Below are 19,300 nucleotides of genomic sequence, written 5' to 3'. Positions count from 1 at the left end.
GGCAGGTGAAGCGGGCCTTACCAGTGGTAACCCACGCGTGCATACCAACGACGACCCAGCAGGTCATACGTCATCGTGTCGGTATTGGCGTCGGTGTAGCTCTGGATGAACGGGGCTTTCTTGTCGTACAGGTTGTCGATGCCGAAGGACACATCGAAGGTCTTGTTCGGTGCGTACTTGAGCTGGACATTGTGGTAGGTCACGCTGGGGGCATGATCGCCAATGTCGCCGGGGCTGGCGTTGATGTCATCCGCCTTGCCGATGTACTGCAAGCTGTAAGAGCCGGACCAGGCTTCGCGCTCCATCGTCAGCGAGGTCAAGGCGCGCCAGTGAGTAAAGCTGCCACGGCCACCGGTGATCTTGCCGGCGTACTCGATCACCTCCGCGCCCGGGAACGGCCGCACGTCGTACTGGTCCAGATAGGACACATCCACACTCAAAGTCGAATCGAACCCAGCGACCGCGAACTCGTACAGACCACCCAGGTCGATGCCCCGTACCCGCTCGTTGGCCGCATTGACCGGCTGGGACGACAGGAAGTCCACTTCACCGGTGATCGGGTTGCGGGTGAAGTTGTCATTGCCGCAGAACGGATGCGCCAAGCCCGGGGTGTTGTAGCAGATCGACAGCTTGGTTGAGCCATCGATACGCTGGATGGCGTTGTCGATCTTGATGTTGAAGTAGTCCACCGTCAGCGTCAGCCCTGGCAGGAAGCGCGGGGTCCAGACCGCGCCCACGGTCAAGGACTTGGCATCTTCCGGCTCCAGGTCAGGATTACCGCCGGAGGTGGTCAGGATCGTGTTGCCCGGCTGCACGTAGCCCGCCGGTACGCCGTACGCCTGGCAGTTCTGACGCACTACCGAATCAGCCGGCAAGCTGCTCCAGCCGCTACAGGGATCGGTCGTGGTCAGGTTGCCCTCGGCCACGCCACCAAACAGCTCGGGGATGTTAGGGATGCGGAAAGCCGTGGCGTAGTTGGCGCGCACCTTCAAGGACGGCACGATCTGCCAATCCAGGCCCACCTTGTAGTTCACGTCTTCGCCGAACAGATCGTAGTCGGAGTAACGCACCGCGGCATTGAGCGTCAGGCTCTCGGCGATCACGCTGTCCTGCAACAGCGGCACGGCAAACTCGGCGAAGGCTTCCTTGGCCGTGTACTCACCGGCGATCGGATCCTGTTGGTTCGTGTTGGCAATGCCCAGCACCGTCAGCGGATCAGGATCGCGCCAACCACGCTCCTTGCGAACCTCGATGCCGGAGGCAAAGCCCACCCAACCGGCCGGCATCTCGAATAGCTGGCCGCTGATGTTGGCGGTGAAGCTTTTCTGGTCATTACCGCCGTTATCGCGCGTCCTGAACAGGATGTAGTTGAGCACCTCGGGGGTCAGGTCGCCGTAGCCGAGATAGTCACCGCAGGGGATCGCCGCGCCGGGCGTGTTGCTGCACACCGCGGTATTGAGCGTGTCATCCACCCGGTCCAGGTTGGCCACATTGGTCGAGCCATCCACACCGGTGTTGCGCCCCCAGTTCAGCGCGGCCGACCAGTCCCAGTTCATGCCCAACTGGCCTTCAATGCCCGCGACCACGCGGAAGGTATTGGTTTCCTGGAAGAACTCGCGCGGGCCGGCCTCTTCCAGACGGCGGCGCTGCAGCAGCAGGTCTTGGCCGGTCGGGTTGGTCGGGTGGCTGGCCGCGATGTTGATCGGGCGATAGACACCCAGGCTGCCGGGCGTGGCCAACTGGTCGGACTGGCGGTTGGTGAACATCAACTCGGTGAACACGCGCGTGGTTTCATTCACCGTGCTGTCGCCGAACAGGCTGAAGCTCAAACGCTTGATCGGATTGACGGCATTGAGATAGGGATTGCCGTTGTAGTTATGTTTGGCCGCCGAATACGGTTCATAGAAATCCCCGTCACCATTGGGATCCTGATTGAAGTTCACGCGCGAGCCGTCGGCTAGCAATGCGCGCCCACCGATGGTGGCCGAACTGCCCACACATTCGAGTTGCCCGTCGACCTCACCCAAGCCGCACGGTGCGCGTGAGGCCATGTTGACCGTGCCGGTCTCCGAGTAGTTGATGCCGGCCATCAACGAACCGCGGTCTGACGTAATACCCCAGGCGAAATCGAACGACTTTTCTTCGCCATCACTTTCGAAGGTCTGTCCGTACCGCACTGCCGCCTCGGCACCGTCGTAGTTCTTCTTGGTGATGATGTTCACCACGCCCGCCACGGCATCGGCACCGTAGATGGCTGAGGCACCGTCCTTGAGGACCTCGATCCGCTCGATCAGCGCTACCGGGATGATGTTCAGGTCCACCGAGCTGTTGGCACCGGTGCCACCATTGACCACACGACGACCATTGAGCAGAACCAGCGTGCGGTTAATGCCCAGGCCGCGCAGATTGACCTGAGTAGTGCCGTAGCCGTTCTCGGCCCAGTAGGCATTGGACTGGCTGCCGGCAAAGCCGGCCGAGGCCGGCAGGCGCTGCAGCAGCGTCTCCACCGAAGTGGCGCCGGAGCGCTCGATGGCTTCGGCATCCACCACGCTGACCGGACCAACACCGGAGAGCTGCAGTCGCTTGATATGGCTGCCGGTGACCTGGACGGTGTCCAGCGTCTTGGCCGACTCGCTCGTGGCGCCCTGTTCAGCCTGCTGAGCCAGAGCCACCGTGGAAAAACCGGCGCACAGAAGGGCACCGACGGATACCGCCAAAGGATTGCGCTTGAAGTACATGGGTTCTCTCTCCCCCGAAGGGCAATGCATGCGTATGACCCTGGTGCCCCAGACGTGGGGGCCTATGCGACATCAGGGCGTGCGTAGACGTCGCCAATCAATGGCGACCAAGCAGCATTAGCCGATGGGAGGTCGGAACAGCCGGGATACCTGTCGTCGCAGCGGCGGCAACTCAGGCGTAGGTAGGTAGGTGCTCGTCAGGGCGTGCTGGGCGGCAAAGATGACCGGCACACGCCCGGCGAAGAAGGTGAGCACACAGCTGCAGTCGCAGGAGGTGGTGCTGCAGTCGCACTGATGATCGTTCTGATCACCCTGCCCGGCTTGCTTGCCACCGGGACGAATTTTGTTGCAATCGTTACTAATCTTGGCGCGTTCATTGACACGCGCGCCGCCGTGCACCGAGTGGGTGCCATTCACCGCACCTGGGGGAGGAATATGCCGCACGGCCATCCGCGTGGTGGCCTGCGCGCTCAGGATCCCATCCGCGCAGAGCACGAGGATCAGGAACATACGCAGTAGCACACGAAGCGACGACATGAGCGTGTGGCGAACCCGCAGGTTGTCTATACCACAGCAATAGCACGAGGAAATTCTTAGTGTCAACTGCTTATGCAGCACAGCATCGAAAGTGGTTGGACTGGTTGTATAGACATGTAATGCTTGGCCCATGGACGAACCCAAGCCGCACTACCAGAAGCTCAAGCACTTCATCCTGCGTCACATCACCAACGGCGACTGGCCCGCGCGCAGTCGCGTCCCCAGCGAGAACGAACTGACGGCCAAGTTCGGCTTGTCTCGCATGACAGTGAATCGAGCGCTGCGCGAGTTGACCGATGCCGGCGTGCTGACCCGAGTGCAAGGCGTGGGCACGTTCGTCGCCGGGCCCAAGGCCGAATCGGCGATGTTCGAGGTGCGCAACATTCGCGAAGAGATTCAGTCCCGCGGCCAGACACACTCGGTCCAGGTATTGATCTGCGAGACGGTCGAGGCGCGCTCCAGTGTGACGACCAACTTCGGCCTGACACCGGGCACGGAGCTGTTCCACAGCCGCCTGCTCCACCACAGCGATGACAAGCCCGTGCAGTTGGAGGATCGCTTTGTGCAACCCAGCGTGGCGCCGGATTACCTGGACATCGATTTCCACACCGAGATTCCGCATCAGTACTTGATGCGCGTTGCGCCGCTGGAGCGCGCCGAACATGTGATTGAAGCCGAGACGGCCAGCAAGCGTCTGGCTGCGCAACTGAAGATCAACGAAGGCGATCCGTTGCTGGTGCTGACCCGACGTACGTGGTCGCGCGGACAGGTGGCCAGCTTTGTGCGGCTGATTCACCCGGCATCTCGTTACCGCTTTGTGGGCACCTTCCAGGTTGGCGCCCCCCTGACCCCTTGAGGATTTGATGGATACCTTGGAACGCTCCGCTTCCCCTGCGCGCACCGTTCGCGCTCCGATCGGCACCCAGCTGCACTGCAAGAGCTGGCTGACTGAAGCGGCCTACCGCATGATCCAGAACAATCTGGACCCCGATGTTGCCGAGCGCCCGGAAGACCTGGTGGTCTACGGCGGCATCGGTCGTGCTGCGCGCGACTGGAAAAGCTTTGACCGCATCTTGGAAACGTTGCGATCGCTTGAGAACGATGAGTCCTTGCTGGTCCAGTCGGGCAAGCCCGTCGGTGTTTTCCGCACACACCCCGATGCGCCACGCGTGCTGATCGCAAACTCCAACCTCGTCCCCCATTGGGCGACGTGGGAGCACTTCAACGAGCTCGATAAGAAGGGCTTGATGATGTACGGCCAGATGACGGCCGGCAGTTGGATCTACATCGGCAGCCAGGGCATCGTCCAGGGCACGTACGAGACCTTCGTGGAGTTGGGGCGCCAGCACTACGGTGGCAACTGGCAGAACAAGTGGATCCTTACCGCCGGCTTGGGCGGTATGGGTGGTGCGCAGGCGTTGGCGGCGACCTTGGCCGGGGCCAGCAGCATCGTGATCGAGTGCCAGGAGTCGCGAATCGATTTTCGCATTCGCACGCGCTATGTCGATCACAAGGCAACCTCCATCGAGCAGGCCTTGCAGATCATTGAAAGTAGTCCAGTCCCCGTGTCGGTGGGATTGCTGGGCAATGCGGCCGAACTGCTGCCGCAGTTCGTCGCCCTTGCACGTAGTGGCGGCGCCCGCCCCCATGCGGTGACCGATCAGACCTCGGCGCACGATCTGATCAATGGCTATCTGCCCGCCGGATGGACCCTCTCACAGTGGGAGCAGGCCCGCAGCGGTGACGATGGTCAGCGACGCGAGCTGGCGCAGGCTGCCGCGGCCTCGTGTGCCACGCATGTGCGCGCGATGCTCGATTTCCACGCCATGGGCGTGCCGACGATCGATTACGGCAACAACATCCGCCAGGTGGCGCTGGATCAGGGCGTGGACAATGCTTTTGCCTTCCCCGGCTTCGTGCCCGCCTGTATCCGTCCGCTGTTCTGCCGCGGCATGGGCCCGTTCCGATGGGTGGCCCTGAGCGGGGATCCAGAAGACATCTACAAGACCGATGCTAAGGTCAAGGAACTGTTTCCTGACAACACGCATCTTCACCACTGGTTGGACCAGGCCCGCGAGCGCATTGCCTTCCAAGGTCTGCCCGCACGGATCTGCTGGTTGGGCTTGGGCGAGCGCCACAAGGCCGCGCTGGCCTTCAACGAAATGGTGCGCAATGGCGAGCTCAAAGCACCGATCGTCATCGGACGCGATCATCTGGACTGCGGCTCGGTAGCCAGCCCCAACCGTGAAACCGAAGGCATGCGCGATGGCTCCGATGCGGTCTCGGATTGGCCGCTACTCAACGCGCTGCTGGCTGCCAGTGGCGGTGCGACCTGGGTGAGCCTGCATCATGGCGGCGGCGTCGGGATGGGCTTCTCGCAACACTCAGGCGTGGTCATCGTGTGCGATGGCACCGAGCAAGCCGATCGCCGGCTGGCGCGTGTGTTGTGGAACGACCCGGCAACGGGCGTGATGCGCCACGCCGACGCGGGCTACGAGCAGGCACTGGCCTGTGCCCGTGAGCATGGCCTGACCTTGCCGGCCATTCTGGAGTGAATCGCATGCTTACTCTGACACCGGGCCAGCTGACGTTGGCCCAACTGCGGCAGATCGCGCACGGGACTGATCCCATCGCCTTGGACGCAGATTGCTGGGACAACGTCCGCGCCTCTTCGCAGGCCGTGCAGGCCATCGTGGCCGCCGGCGAGCCGGCCTATGGCATCAACACCGGCTTTGGCAAGCTGGCCAAAGTCCATATCCCGCGCGAGCAACTGGAACAGTTGCAAACCAACCTGGTGCGCTCGCACGCCGTGGGCATGGGGCCATTGCTCGACGATGCCTGCGTGCGCCTGATCTTCGCCACCAAGATCGCTTCTTTGGCGCGAGGCTACTCCGGTGTACGCGAGCATACCCTGCTTACCCTGATCGCGATCTACAACGCCAGGATCTGGCCCTGTATTCCCTCCCAAGGCTCAGTCGGTGCATCCGGTGATCTGGCCCCCTTGGCGCATCTGACCTTGGCGGCCATGGGCGAAGGCCAGGTACGTGTCGACGGGCAGATCCTGTCGGCCAGCCAGGCCCTGCAAGATGCCGGGATCGCTCCCATCCGACTGGCAGCCAAGGAAGGGCTGGCATTGCTCAACGGCACCCAAGTGTCCACGGGCATTGCGCTGATGGCGCTGTTTGCCGCCGAACAAGTCTATGCGGCCGCCGTGCTAACGGGCGCGATGAGCGTGGATGCGGCATGCGGCTCCGATGCTCCGTTCGATCCGCGCATCCACGCCGTGCGTGGCCAGCCCGGCCAGATAGCAGTGGCCGCGCACTACCAGCGACTGCTGGCCGGCAGCGCCATTCGCCAATCGCACCTTCACAACGACACCCGCGTGCAAGACCCTTACAGCCTTCGGTGTCAGCCTCAGGTCATGGGGGCGGTGCGCGATGTCATGCAGCACGCCGCCCACGTGCTGCTGACCGAAGCCAACGCAGTCTCCGACAATCCGCTGGTGTTCACCGACACCGGCGAGGTGATCTCCGGCGGCAACTTCCACGCCGAACCGGTAGCCTTTGCCGCGGACCAGCTGACGATGGCGGTGTCCGAGATTGGCGCCCTGTCGGAACGGCGCATCGCCCTACTCATCGATGCCACGATCTCCGGGTTACCCGCCTTCCTGGTCGCCAATCCGGGCGTGAACTCCGGCTTCATGATCGCGCACGTGACCGCGGCCGCCCTGGCCAGCGAGAACAAGACCCTCTCCCACCCGGCCAGTGTGGACTCCCTGCCCACCTCGGCCAATCAGGAGGACCATGTCAGCATGGCCACCTTCGCCGCGCGCAAGTCGCGCGAGGTGGCCGACAACGTGCGCCGGATTGTGGCCATCGAACTGCTCGCCGCCTGCCAAGGCATCGAGTTCAGGCGGCCACTGGCGTCTTCGCAAGCATTGGAGGCAGTGCATGCGCAGGTGCGTAGCGAGGTGCCCCGCTACGATGAGGATCGCTATCTGGCGCCGGAAATGCAGGCGATGGAAGCCTTGATCGAGCGGGGCGGTTTGCGCGCGTTCCTGGACTGGCCGCTGCAGGATCTGCGCGCGTGAATCTGGCTTGGCACGGACGCGTGGACCTGCCGGCGACCGCCGATACGCAACGCTGGCACCAAAGGGTGGCCTTGGACCCGCAGCCTGAGGCGCCCGGCATTGCCCTGCTGGGATTTGCCAGCGATGAAGGGATTCGTCGCAACGCCGGCCGCCTGGGCGCCGCACAAGGGCCCGGTGCACTTCGCAACGCCTTGGCCAACCTGCCTGTGCTCCATTGTGCTCCGCTCTACGATGCGGGCGACATCACCTGCGTGGATCAGGCATTGGAGCTGGCGCAGGCCCACTACTCCCATCGAGCGCAGCAACTGCTGGATCAGGGGCATTGGGTGATTGGTCTGGGCGGCGGCCACGAGATCGGGTATGCCAGCTACGCCGCACTGCGCGGACACCTGGGCGCATCCAAAGCTCGCATCGGCATCTTCAACTTCGATGCACACTTTGATCTGCGCGAGCAAGGCAGTGCAAGCTCGGGCACGCCCTTCCTGCAGGCACTGGAGCATGCCCGCAGCATTCGCTCCCCGCTGCGGTATCACTGCATCGGTGTAAGTCGATCCAGCAACACGGCGCGTCTATTCGCCACGGCCAACCGCGAAGGCGCCCATTACCTCACCGATGACGTGCTGTGCACCTGGAATTGGCAGGCACAGGCTGAGGTTCTGCGTGCGTGGTGTGATGCGGTTGACGTTATCTACCTGACGCTGTGCCTGGACGTGCTGCCACAGGCGGTGGCCCCGGGCGTGAGTGCCCCCAACCCACGCGGGGTGAATCTGGAGGTCCTGGAAGCCCTGCTGGATCTGGTCATGGCCTCGGGCAAGGTACGTGTGGTCGACGTGGCGGAACTGTGTCCGCCCCTGGATCCGGATCAGGCCACCGCACGTGTGGCTGCGCGCTTGATCCACCGCATGGTCAGCGCGCAGGCTCAGTGGGGTGATACCGGCTGGCAAAAGGCAGTGAGCTAGCGGGAGCGCTCAGCCAGAAGTTGTTTCATCTGGGCGATCTCCTGCTTCTGCGAGGTGATGATCTCCTGGCAGAGCTTGACCAGCTCGGGATCCTTCAGGCGGTTTTCCTCGCACATCAGAATGGCGCCGGCATGATGGGGAATCATGGAGCGGATGAACTGCCGATCTGTCACCGCGGCCTGCGTGCGAATTCCCCACCAGCAGAACAGCATGAACGCCACGGTCACGCCGGCCAGGATCAGATTACGCCGACGATCGGGGTACATGCTGGACATGAGCCAAAGCTCGATCAACAGCATCGGCGCGGCCATCAGGCCCGCCATGTAGAACTGGTTGACGTTGTTATAGACGTTGGCCCACTGATCGACCATGGCATACATCAGGGCGTACATGGCCAGGAACGACAAGGCCATCATCAGCAGCAGGCGACCGTAGTGGCCCTGATGCGTCTGACCGGAACTTCCGTGCGAGGCGTGTTGCTCTGAATGCTGCGTGTGCGTGCTTTCGTGCTTACCGTGCGAAGAAGACATGTCGATCTCCGTGGGAATGGCAGAACATCGCCGAATCCCGGGGGCCAAGGAACCAGCCCCCGGGGAGATAGCAGTTACATACCCTTGCCGGCAGCGAATTCCTGCGGGCTCAGCTTGCCGTCCTTGTTGCCATCAAGCATGCCGAAGTGCGGCGCGAGCTTGTGCTTGGCCAGTTCTTCCTTGGACAGCGCACCATCCTTGTTGGTATCGAGCTTGGTGAAATCGGCATCGGCCGCGGCCGGCTTGTGCTGACCATGCTCCTGCTTCTTGTGGTCCATCGGCTTGTGCTGACCGTGGTCGGTGGTGGGCGTGGTGGTCTGGCCGCCGGCGAAGGCCGCGCCCGCCATCAGAAACAGGGCCATCATCGAGAGGGAGGCATAACGCTTCATTGCAGTACTCCTTGTGGGATATGAGCCATCAGTGACAGGAATGGCCGCGCGCAGGCTCATCGGCGCGGTCAGGGGGGGAGGTGGCAACAACGGTGGAGCCGGACAAACGCAAGGCATTGGTGACCACCGAAACCGAGCTCAGGCTCATGGCCAGGGCCGCCATCATCGGACTGAGCAAAAGGCCGAAGCTGGGATACAGCAGGCCGGCGGCGATAGGCACGCCGATGGCGTTGTAGACGAAGGCGAAGCCCAGGTTCTGCTTCATGTTGGCCACCGTCGAAGACGAGATGGCACGGGCTTGCACGATGCGCCTCAGATCACCCTTGACCAGGGTGAGCTGGGCGCTGGACATGGCCACATCCGTGCCCGTCCCCATCGCGATGCCCACATCGGCTGCCGCCAGGGCCGGCGCATCGTTGATGCCGTCGCCAGCCATGGCCACACGACGACCCTGGGCCTTGAGTTGCTGGACCAGTTCGGCCTTGTCCTGCGGCTTGACGCCGCCACGCACATCCTCGATGCCCAGCGTGCGCCCCACGGCCTCGGCCGTCGCCTGTGCGTCACCGGAGGCCATCACCACGTGCAGGCCATCGGCACGTAGCAGGTTCAAGGCAGGCAAAGTCGTGACTTTGATGGGATCTGCTACCGCAATGGCGCCGGCCAATCGTCCATTGACCGCCAGGAACATCACGCTGGCGCCTTCCTTGCGCAGACGCTCGGCGCTGCTCTGCAAGGGCGCAACATCAGCCCCTACCGATGCCATCAAGCTTTGGTTGCCAAGCACCACATCCTGATCGGACACGCGCCCGCGAACGCCTTGACCGGTGAGCGAATCAAAATCTTGGGCGGCCACCAGGTTCAAGCCACGTCGCTGGGCTTCCGCCACGATGGCCTCGGCCAAGGGATGCTCACTGCCCTGCTCCAAGCTGCCAGCCAAGCTAAGGATCTGATCGGCATCGAAACCGGCGTAGGAGAGCGTGTCGCGAAAGGCTGGACGGCCCTCGGTCAACGTACCGGTCTTGTCCACGATCAACGTGTCGATCAGACGTAGCTGCTCGATCGCCTGAGCATCGCGGAACAGGACCCCGACCTGCGCAGCGCGGCCAGTGGCGACCATGATCGACATGGGGGTAGCCAAACCCAGGGCACACGGGCACGCAATGATCAGAACCGATACGGCATTGAGGACGGCAAAAGTCCAGGACGGTTCGGGTCCAAACAGACCCCATCCGAAGAACGTGAGCACCGCCGTGGCCAGCACGGCCAGGACAAACCAGTACGCCACCTTGTCCGCCATACGCTGCATCGGCGCGCGGGAGCGCTGGGCTTGGGCTACCAACTGCACAATCTGCGCCAGTACCGTCCCGGATCCGACTTTGTCCGCCCGGATGACCAAGGCGCCCGTCCCGTTGAGCGTGGCGCCTATAACGTGATCACCGACAGCCTTCTCCACCGGAATGGGTTCACCGGTCAGCATCGACTCATCGACACTGGTGCGGCCTTCGATGACCTCCCCATCGACCGGCACCTTCTCGCCCGGTCGTACGCGAAGCAGGTCACCCACGTGCACGTGATCCAGCGCAACGTCCTCTTCGCCCCCATCGGGTTTGACGCGGCGAGCCGTCTTGGGCGCCAATCCCAGCAGGGACTTGATGGCCGCCGAGGTTTTGGAACGCGCCCGCAGTTCCAGCAGCTGTCCGAGCAGGGTGAGCGAGACGATGACCGCTGCCGCCTCGAAGTAGACCCCTACCCGTCCATGCTCGCGGAAAGAGTCCGGAAACAGGCCCGGTGCAACGGTGGCCACCACGCTGTAGCCAAACGCGGCGGCCACGCCGATGCCGATCAGCGTCCACATGTTGGGGCTGCGATTGCCGATGGACTGTAGGCAGCGCTCAAAGAATGGCCACCCCGCCCAGAGCACCACTGGAGCGCTCAGCACGAGCTCAATCCAGGTGCGCGCCTGCGTGGACGAGCCGGGCAGACGGTGTCCCAGCATGGCCAAGACCAGGACGATCAAGGTCAAGGGCAATGTCCACCAGAACCTTCGGGTGAAATCGCGTAACTCCGGATTGTCGTCCTCCTCCAGCGAGGGCATCTCCGGCTCCAGCGCCATGCCACAGATCGGACAGGTGCCGGGACCTGGCTGACGAATCTGCGGATGCATCGGGCAGGTGTAGACCGTGGCGTGGGTACCGCTGGGTTGGGCCACCGCTGCTGGGGCGGTCACTTCAACTTGCTGGGGAGCATCGTCCGTATAGCGGACGGGACTGGTGATGAACCGCTCTCGGCATTTGGCTGAGCAGAAGTGATACTTCGTTCCGCCATGCAGGGCGTGGTACGGCGTTCTAGCCGCGGAGACCTGCATACCGCATACCGGATCACGCACCGAGTCTGGACCATCGCTGGCACCCTGCGGCATCGCCTTGCCGGCTTCATCGTGGGAATGAGGGGACATGGATCACTCTGGTCTGGAAGAAGGGATCGCGAGCAAACTGTCAGCTGCGTTGACCGTGCAGGACGTAAGGCTGCGTGGTGCCATCGGGCAGTACGAACTCCACCGTATAGGGTTGAACGCGTCCGTCGGGCATCTCCATGCCAGGAGAACCGGCAGGCATCCCCGGTAGCACCAATCCACGGCCTACCGGGCGCTCACGCAGCAGGCGCAGGATGTCCTGCACCGGCACATGACCTTCGACGATGTAGCCATCGATCTCGGCGGTATGGCACGAGCCGCGTCCATAGGGAACGCCCAAGCGCGCCTTGATCGGGTTGAGGTCTTCGCTGTTGTGCACCTCAACCGTAAAACCTGCTTTCTCCAGATGCTCCACCCACAGTTGGCAGCAACCGCAGGTCGCACTCTTATGTACTTTGACCAACGGCAACGGACGCTGCGGTTGAGTGACCTGCTGCGCAGCCGCCGATGTCGGAGATTGGGCGTCCGATGCCGCCTCTGAATTGACAGCCGATTCGGGGCGCGCGCATGCGGTCAGCGACAAGGCCGTGGCCAGCAGAAAGAGACAGCTGCGTGAAGTGTTCATCATGCTTCCTTAAGAGATGCCCGAGCGCCGAGGCGCTCGGGCGTGGAGCCGGGGCAGCTCCATGAAGGGATCAATGCTGGTGATCGTGGCCGTCATCGGCCTTGGGAGCTGGCTCGGCTGGTTTGGCTGGCATGGAGCCGTGCTGATCGTGCTCGCCCTCGGACTTGGCCTGCGCAGGTTGCTTTGCCGGCTCGGCCGCATGCACGTGCGTCTTGCCGTCGGCATGCACATGCGTGGTGCCTTCCTTAGGCTTGCTCATGTCCATGCCCATGCCACCTGCTTCATGCCCCTGGCCATGGCCATGGCCATCACCCATCTCTTCGCTATCACCGCCGCCATGGTGATCTGCACCCGCTTCCTCGCCATGCGAGTGCCCGCCGGTCTCACCGCCACCGTGTGAATGGCCATCACTGCTGGCTACCAACGCCTGGTAGCCGGCCTTGTCCAGCTTGGGCAGCTTCTGCAGGAAGGCCGACATGTTCCAGATGAACTCATCGTCCATGCTGCCGCCCCACGCAGGCATGCCGCTGGCCTTGATGCCGTGCTTGATCACCCAGAACGCCTCAGCTGGACCCACCGGGTGCTTGCTTAGGTTTGGTGGCGCGGGGTACAGACCCTTGCTCATCTCGGTGGCCGCCGCATCTGGCGAAAGATGACAGGTCACACACATAGCGTTGTAGTTGCCCGCACCCTGGCGGATACGCTCAGGATCATCCAGGTTCGTGGGTACCTGAAGCTTGGCGGCGCGCACCTCAATGGAACGCTCACGCGCCGTTTCAAGTAGCGCATACACCGGGCGACTATGCGGATCATCAGCGGCCACGTTGTACACGCCCAGAGAGACCGCGGCGGTTGCGACCACCGCAACCAATGCCACGCCGGCGCCGAGCCATACCCACATCTTCTTGTTGGATTTCATTGTCAGTTCCCCTTAGAACCAGGTACGAAGGCCGATGACCAAGCGCGTGTCTTCAAAAGACTCGCCATGCTCGCGTCGCATGTCTGCGGTATTGCCAAACGCACGCTCGTACACCACGCCGATGTAGGGAGCGAACTTTCGGGTGAACTCATAACGAAGTCGCAGGCCCGCCTCAGCGGTACTCAGACCCGAACCTATTCCGCGCAATGGATCGTTCTTGCCATACGCCGTGACCTCCACCAGCGGCTGCAGGATCAGCCGATTGGTCAGCAGCAGTTCGTACTCGGCCTCGACATTGGCAGCAGTCTGGCCGCCTTCGCCGAGATAGGCTGTGGCGGATACTTCGAACTTCATCGGTGCCAAGCCCTGTACGCCGATAGCGGCGAAGTTCTGCGAAGCCCCCGGCTTGAAGTCATGGCGCACACCGGCCACCACATCCCACCACGTGGAGATACTGCGGCCGTAGAGCACTTCCAGATCAGCCGACTCGGTCTGACCATCTGTGCGTTCGCCTTCACTGCGGAACCAGACGCGATTGAGGTCCGTACCGATCCAACCCTGACCCTCCCAACCCAGCCCGGTGCCCGGATCGGCATCCCAGGCTTCCAGGCGATTGAGCAGTACGTAGCTCTTGATCGAATTGTCATGCACCGGATGCGCGTGTGCGGGCGCGATGGCCGCCTGACGATCAGCCTCGGTCACCGCAGGAATCGGGGTGCGCGGCTGCGTTGGTGCGACAGGCCCATGTCCCATCTGACTGTGGTCCATGCCCTCCATCGATTGCATGCCAGCTTCTGGCGTAGCGGATGCGGGCGAACCGTGGCCCATCTGCGAATGGTCCATCCCCTGCATCGCAGGCGTGGACGTGCTGGAGGCGTCGGACGCAGCGGGCTGTGCCATCTGACTGTGATCCATGCCCTGCATCGGCTGCGTCTGCGCTTTGGGCGCTGCAGGTGTACTCGCGGGCGAGCTGTGCCCCATCTGCGAGTGGTCCATGCCCTGCATGGCAGGCTCGGCTGCTTGAGCCGGCGGCGCGGCATGGCCCATCGCCGCATGATCGATAGTCGCTTCGCTGGTCTTGGCCGGTGTTGTAGGTTTGGGGGCTGGCGCAGGCTTTGATGTCGGCGCCTGATGTGCAGAGTGATCCTGAGCCTGGGTCTGCGCGCCCTGCTCCATCGGCATGGAGCCGTGCTGCATGGATTGGGCGCTGGCCGCATTGGCCAGGGCCAGCGAGATAGCCAGGGTCAGCGCAGTCAGGGTGGTATTGCGTTTATTGATGTTCATTCGTCGACCCTCACCGTGCGCATCATTCCGGCTTCCATGTGATAGAGCAGGTGGCAATGGAACGCCCAGCTGCCCAACGCATCGGCACGCACGCGATACGTACGTCGGCTGCCTGGCGGCATGTCCACCGTGTGCTTGCGCACCATGAAGTTGCCGCTATCGTCTTCCACATCGCTCCACATGCCGTGCAAATGGATCGGGTGGGTCATCATCGTGTCGTTGACCAATACGATGCGCATGCGCTCGCCGTAGTTCAGCCGTAGCGGCTCGACATCGGAAAACTTCTGACCATTGAAACCCCAGGAGAATTTCTCCATGTGTCCGGTCAGATGCAGCTCGATCTCGCGACCGGGGTCGCGTCCGTCAGGGTCTTCAAAGGTGCTCTTGAGCATGGAATACGTCAGTACATGACGGCCGTTATCGCGCAGGCCATTGCCCGGATCGTCCAAGCGCGAAGTCACGCTCATGGCTTGGTTGTCCAACAGCGGATTGTTGGTCTCGCTGGCAGGGTGTGATTGCATGCCCCCATGCTGCATGCCGGCCATGGCACCATCGCCGGCGGCGGGCATCGCGTGACCCGCATGGGCCGAGGCCTCATTGCCGCTGGCAGGTGGGGTCATGCCGGGCATGCCCATGGCTGCACCACAGCCGCCTTCCATGCCCTTGCTGCCGCCAGACATATCCATCGATCCATGATCCATGCCCATGTCTGCCATCGTCAGCAGCGGCCGGGGATCCACAGACGGAAGAGGCGCGCGTAGTCCTTCGCGCACGGCGAGCGTGCCGCTGACGTAGCCGGTGCGACCGGAGTCCTGGGCAAAGATGGTGAATGCGTCCTGCCCGGAGGGCTCCACGATCACATCGAAGGTTTCTGCTACTGCAATGCGGAACTCGTCGACCGAAACCGGATGGACGTACAAGCCATCCGCCGCGACCACGGTCATCTTCAACCCCGGAATACGCACATCGAAGTACGTCATGGCAGAGCCATTGATGAAACGCAGACGCACCTTCTCGCCACTGCGGAACAACCCGGTCCAGTTGCCCAGAGAGGTCGTGCCGTTCATCAGGTAGGTGTAGGTGTTGGCGTTGACGTCGGACAGATCCGTGGGCGTCATTCGCATCACGCCCCACATCTTGCGATCTTCCAACGTGGCCGACAGACCATTGCGCTTCACATCGCGCGCGAAATCGCCGACCGTGCGCTTGTAGTAGTTGTCATGGCCCGGCATCTTCTTCAAACGATCGAACAGGGCCGTCGGGTCCAGGTCTGTCCAATCGCTCAGCATCACGACGTAGTCGCGATCGAAGCTGAAAGGCTCTGGCTCCAGTGGATCGATCACGATCGGTCCATAAAGCCCAGCTTGTTCCTGGAAACCTGAGTGGCTGTGGTACCAGTAGGTTCCGCCCTGATGCAGGGTGAACCTATAGTGGTAGGTCTCACCACGTCCGATGCCGTCAAAGCTCAGGCCCGGCACGCCGTCCATGTTGGCCGGCAGAATGATGCCGTGCCAATGGATGGAAGTATCCGTGCCATGGAGGGAGTTAGCGGGCAATGCATTGGAGACACGCAGGTTGACCGTGGTGCCTTCCCGCCAACGCAGCAACGGCGCCGGAACGGACCCGTTGACCGTGATCGCGGTGCGGGTCTTGCCGGTGAAGTTCATCGGCGTCTCGCCAATGGTCAGGTCAAACTCGGTGCCCGATAGTACGTTGGGTTGTCCCGGGCCCTTGAGCGCCCAACTGGCTTTGGGCCAGAAACCTAATCCTGCGACTGCGCCTCCCAAGGCCAAGCCCTGGACAAATCGCCGCCGCGAAGGCAGCAGCGGTCCACCGTGTGGACCACGAAAATCATCATGCGACATGAAAATGCTCCAAGCGTCGTGTTGCCACCGGCGGGCGGTGGTACAGAGCGGGCGGCTGGCCTAAACAGGCATGCAAGCCACACCAACGGCGCCATTGCGGCGCCTAGGGACGCTTAGCCGATCGGTGGTCGGATCAGATGAGGCAAGGCAGGTGCCGCATGCCCGAGGGGCAGCGGCATGACATCCAGGCCCAAGGCCAGTTGCACCGAAACATGCAGGCGCGCAGGAAGTGCGCTCGCGCACGCGTGTACGCAGGCGCACCGGCACTCAGAAGACTTGCAACAGTCGGGACCGGCATGGTCGCCATGCCCCGTGCCAGCCTTTTCAATCGATGTGGCATCGGGATGATGCTCAGCACTGTGATGGGCGACGCAGTCTTCATCGACTTGCACCGCGGCAGCCACTTCGCTGGCCTGCTCTTCCATGACCGGGTTCATACTGACCGAGGCAAACGCCGACCACGCGCCGTTAAGCACGAGCATGGCGATCAGGAACAGTCGCAGTAGAAGTGAGGAGGCTGACACGGGCGACATGGTAAATCACTTTAGACAAGGCGCGTGTGTATCGGTCGTGAACAAAATCTCAAGCAGGCCTGAGATGCCGCGACTTCTCAGTCGCACTAGCCACGGCCACTGCGACTCCCTCCAGGAGCGCCCAAAAGGCGGGTTGAGGCGAAGAATTGCCCTTGTGGTGAGCGCTTGTTCGGTTTACTTCTCGGGTGTGGCCTCGATCAGCTTCACCAACTCGCGCTTCTGCTGCTTGCTTAGCGAGCCCCAGCGCAGGAGCAGCTTGGCCAGCAGATCATCGTCGGTGTAGAGGAAGGCGGCGGGGATCCCCAACGCTTGAGCCAACCGCTCAGCAGTCTCCAGCTTGGGCTCGTGCTTGCCACGCTCGTACTGGTTGATTCGGGGGCTGGCCACGTGAGGATCCAGACCGGCCCGGATGCCCAACTCCTTCTGCGACAAACCCGTGTGCAGGCGGGCTTGTTTGAGGCGTCGAGCGAAGGTCGGTGTTGAGTCGACGGACAAAGTCACGCGCGCACCCCATGGAGACCCCATAAGGATGGCGGATGTACCCTGCCTTGCATACTAAGATATTCTTAGCCTTGAGGCAACCGGCGACACCGGTAGCGCCGCCACCGCCAGGAGCCACGCCGCTCCCTCATCCCCGGAAACCGCATGCCCGGAACCTCGTCAATGACGCCATCTGGGGTCGCCAGCATCGAGGAGTTGGGCCTTCGTGGCACCCTTTTCCTAGCCGCACTGTTAGCCGCGCAGCTACGACGCATACCGGTGGCGCCCACACGCCGCTCCACCTTGCTGGTGCTGGACGCGCTGCGAGACCTGGCCTTGATCCAAGTTCCCTGGCCAGCGGATCGATGGCAGATCCGCCCCGATGCCGAGGTCACGCCCATCGAAGATCTGCAATGGGCTTTCGCCTGGTCTACCCACGAGCGCAGGCACCTGCTCCCGGTGCTGGAAGACCAACTCGGCGATATGGCACACGATGTAGACCTGGCGGACGCGAAACTGGAGCTGTGGGATGAACTTGCACTCTGGGAGACCGAGCAGTTTCTGGAGCAGCAATTGCTCAAACATCACTTCGACCCAGGCTGGGCACGCGATGTGGGGTTCGTCTTTCAATCCGGGCCGCCGGGCTTGCCGATCGCGCGGTGGCGTTACTGTTGCTGGGCGGCGGTACGCCAAGGCGCGTCGGTGGCAATGCGTCTTGGCGTGCACGACAGCGCCCATGTGCGGGAAGCCATCTTTCAGGAGGTCCAGAAGCGCCTGCGCTACCTGATGACCAGTTCGCCCGAGCAAGGCATGTTCAAGCCCTATCATTTGGCACCGGAGTCCTCAGTAGCCAAACTGTTTGTAGAGTGGGTTGTCCCTATGGAATGGGCGTACTGGACAGGTGAGCGCCACCCCAGCCGCTAGCAGACAAACGAGCAGCCTCGTTAGTCGGCTCCTCCATCCTGCGTACGGCCGCGCCGAGTTTTCTTCACCGCATTTTGTGCCGGCGTCAGTTGATTCAGTAGGGGCTCTAGCGCTTCAAGACGTGCGTTGGCACGCAAGGCATCGGCTTCAGCGCTCTCGCGGCGCTCGCGCTCCCGCGCAAGCGCGTCTTGGACTTGAGCTAGCTCGCTGCGCATGGCATCCAAGGCCTTGGCGTCAGTCTTCCAACGCTCCTGCAGTGCCAAATGATCCGTCGCGGTCTGGCGCAACGCCACGACCTCGCTGTGTTGGCCTTCGTGGGCCTGTCGCAACTGGGCAAGCTCACGCTCAATCCGCCCGTGGCGCTCCAGCCATTGACCATTGTCGCGGTTCAGCACCAACAGCTCCTGATTCTTCGCGCCTAAGGCTTCATTGGCCTGACGTAAGGCTACTTGCAGCTCTTGGACCTGATGCTCGTGGCGGCGCAGCTCTTGCTCGCGCTGCTCTTTGGTGGAAGTGCGGTAGTGCTCCAGTGCTTCCCGGGCATGAGCATGCTTGTCCTCCAGAGAACGCGCATGCGCCTCGTGATCAGCCAGCCGCACCGTCATGCCGGCGATGCGCTCGTTCAACTGGGCGATTTCCGCGACCTTCTCACCCAGATTGTGCTGAAGCAGGGCGTGAGCGGCTTGCTCTTGCTGCAAGCTGGTCTCAGTGCGCTGCAGTTGGCTGCCCAGAGCAGCGGCTTCCTGCTGGGCGGTGGAAAGCGCTTGTTGCTGACGCTGAAGGTCGGCCCCATGGCGCTCTCGCTCCCTGGTGAGGATCGCCTCCGCTTCCTCTTGAAGTCGCGTAGCCAGGCGCGCGACCAAGTCCTGCAAGGCTTCACTCACGGCTGGGCACCGCACTCTTTGATGGTCCACCGACGCACTCTGAGTATCCATTTAACGCAGTCAAGGGGGTCTATAGTTCCGGGAACGCAGTAATGAGTGCCTGGTTTTCCCAGTCGCGCACTCTGGGGGG

16 protein-coding genes and 1 pseudogene are annotated in these 19,300 nt (G+C 62.6%); 5 read left to right on the top strand and 12 right to left on the bottom strand.

The window, feature by feature from the left end:
• Positions 1-17: 17 nt before the first annotated feature.
• Together EO174_RS22210 and EO174_RS22205 are read right to left on the bottom strand one after the other, a co-directional pair.
• Complete coding sequence (locus EO174_RS22210; RefSeq protein WP_206514015.1) at positions 18-2,672, bottom strand: TonB-dependent receptor; 2,655 nt, start codon at positions 2,670-2,672, stop codon at positions 18-20.
• Between the two features lie 183 nt (positions 2,673-2,855).
• Positions 2,856-3,248: a CopL family metal-binding regulatory protein gene (locus tag EO174_RS22205; RefSeq protein ID WP_074053011.1), complete on the bottom strand. Its 393-nt coding sequence runs from the start codon at positions 3,246-3,248 to the stop codon at positions 2,856-2,858.
• Positions 3,249-3,405: 157 nt separating this feature from the next.
• Here EO174_RS22205 and hutC point away from each other — a divergent pair, with 157 nt between their 5' ends.
• From hutC to hutG, 4 genes are read left to right on the top strand one after another with little or no spacing between them, the layout of a single operon-like run.
• Positions 3,406-4,131 (top strand): histidine utilization repressor, encoded by a 726-nt coding sequence (hutC, locus tag EO174_RS22200; RefSeq protein ID WP_046932594.1) that lies wholly within the window; start codon positions 3,406-3,408, stop codon positions 4,129-4,131.
• Positions 4,132-4,147: 16 nt separating this feature from the next.
• Positions 4,148-5,830 (top strand): urocanate hydratase, encoded by a 1,683-nt coding sequence (gene hutU / locus EO174_RS22195; protein WP_206514017.1) that lies wholly within the window; start codon positions 4,148-4,150, stop codon positions 5,828-5,830.
• Positions 5,827-7,365, top strand: coding sequence for a histidine ammonia-lyase (hutH, locus tag EO174_RS22190; protein WP_196768843.1), 1,539 nt, complete (start codon positions 5,827-5,829; stop codon positions 7,363-7,365). The genes hutU and hutH overlap by 4 nt, the downstream gene beginning before the upstream one ends.
• Positions 7,366-7,385: 20 nt before the next feature.
• Complete coding sequence (gene hutG / locus EO174_RS23300; RefSeq protein WP_231110600.1) at positions 7,386-8,324, top strand: formimidoylglutamase; 939 nt, start codon at positions 7,386-7,388, stop codon at positions 8,322-8,324.
• Here the strand turns inward: hutG and EO174_RS22180 are convergent.
• From EO174_RS22180 to EO174_RS22140, 9 genes are all read right to left on the bottom strand, one after another.
• Positions 8,321-8,854, bottom strand: a complete 534-nt coding sequence (locus EO174_RS22180) for a DUF305 domain-containing protein (RefSeq protein WP_065031431.1) — start codon at positions 8,852-8,854, stop codon at positions 8,321-8,323. The two genes, hutG and EO174_RS22180, sit on opposite strands and share 4 nt — an antisense overlap.
• Before the next feature lie 74 nt (positions 8,855-8,928).
• Positions 8,929-9,243 (bottom strand): hypothetical protein, encoded by a 315-nt coding sequence (locus EO174_RS22175; protein ID WP_049395166.1) that lies wholly within the window; start codon positions 9,241-9,243, stop codon positions 8,929-8,931.
• Positions 9,244-9,271: 28 nt separating this feature from the next.
• Positions 9,272-11,662, bottom strand: coding sequence for a heavy metal translocating P-type ATPase (locus tag EO174_RS22170; protein ID WP_081280536.1), 2,391 nt, complete (start codon positions 11,660-11,662; stop codon positions 9,272-9,274).
• A gap of 76 nt (positions 11,663-11,738) precedes the next feature.
• Entirely contained in the window at positions 11,739-12,281 is a 543-nt protein-coding gene (locus EO174_RS22165) for a DUF411 domain-containing protein (protein WP_080955570.1), read from the bottom strand.
• 70 nt (positions 12,282-12,351) lie between these two features.
• Positions 12,352-13,200: a cytochrome c gene (locus EO174_RS23295; protein WP_228903386.1), complete on the bottom strand. Its 849-nt coding sequence runs from the start codon at positions 13,198-13,200 to the stop codon at positions 12,352-12,354.
• A gap of 12 nt (positions 13,201-13,212) precedes the next feature.
• Positions 13,213-14,484 carry a copper resistance protein B gene (locus tag EO174_RS22155; RefSeq protein WP_065031433.1) on the bottom strand — a complete coding sequence of 424 codons (1,272 nt, stop codon included), beginning with the start codon at positions 14,482-14,484 and terminating at the stop codon, positions 13,213-13,215.
• The gene (locus EO174_RS22150) at positions 14,481-16,349 is read right to left on the bottom strand and encodes a copper resistance system multicopper oxidase (protein WP_065031434.1); all 1,869 of its coding nucleotides are present in this window, start codon (positions 16,347-16,349) and stop codon (positions 14,481-14,483) included. The genes EO174_RS22155 and EO174_RS22150 overlap by 4 nt, the downstream gene beginning before the upstream one ends.
• Positions 16,350-16,462: 113 nt before the next feature.
• Positions 16,463-16,882 (bottom strand): transcriptional regulator CopL, encoded by a 420-nt coding sequence (gene copL, locus EO174_RS22145; protein ID WP_081280532.1) that lies wholly within the window; start codon positions 16,880-16,882, stop codon positions 16,463-16,465.
• Between the two features lie 174 nt (positions 16,883-17,056).
• Positions 17,057-17,407, bottom strand: coding sequence for a helix-turn-helix transcriptional regulator (locus tag EO174_RS22140; protein ID WP_005996633.1), 351 nt, complete (start codon positions 17,405-17,407; stop codon positions 17,057-17,059).
• Positions 17,408-17,527: 120 nt separating this feature from the next.
• Between EO174_RS22140 and EO174_RS22135 the strand changes: the two genes are divergently transcribed.
• Positions 17,528-18,286, top strand: coding sequence for a hypothetical protein (locus EO174_RS22135; RefSeq protein WP_231110607.1), 759 nt, complete (start codon positions 17,528-17,530; stop codon positions 18,284-18,286).
• 20 nt (positions 18,287-18,306) lie between these two features.
• Here EO174_RS22135 and EO174_RS22130 read toward each other — a convergent pair.
• Positions 18,307-19,173 (bottom strand): annotated as a pseudogene (locus EO174_RS22130) (transposase); the annotation flags it as partial.
• Positions 19,174-19,300: the final 127 nt, after the last annotated feature.

Source organism: Xanthomonas sp. BRIP62418 (genome assembly GCF_003993495.1).
Lineage (GTDB): Bacteria > Pseudomonadota > Gammaproteobacteria > Xanthomonadales > Xanthomonadaceae > Xanthomonas > Xanthomonas euroxanthea.
Note: the sequence above shows the minus strand (reverse complement) of the source record. Positions and strands in the feature narration are given on the sequence as shown.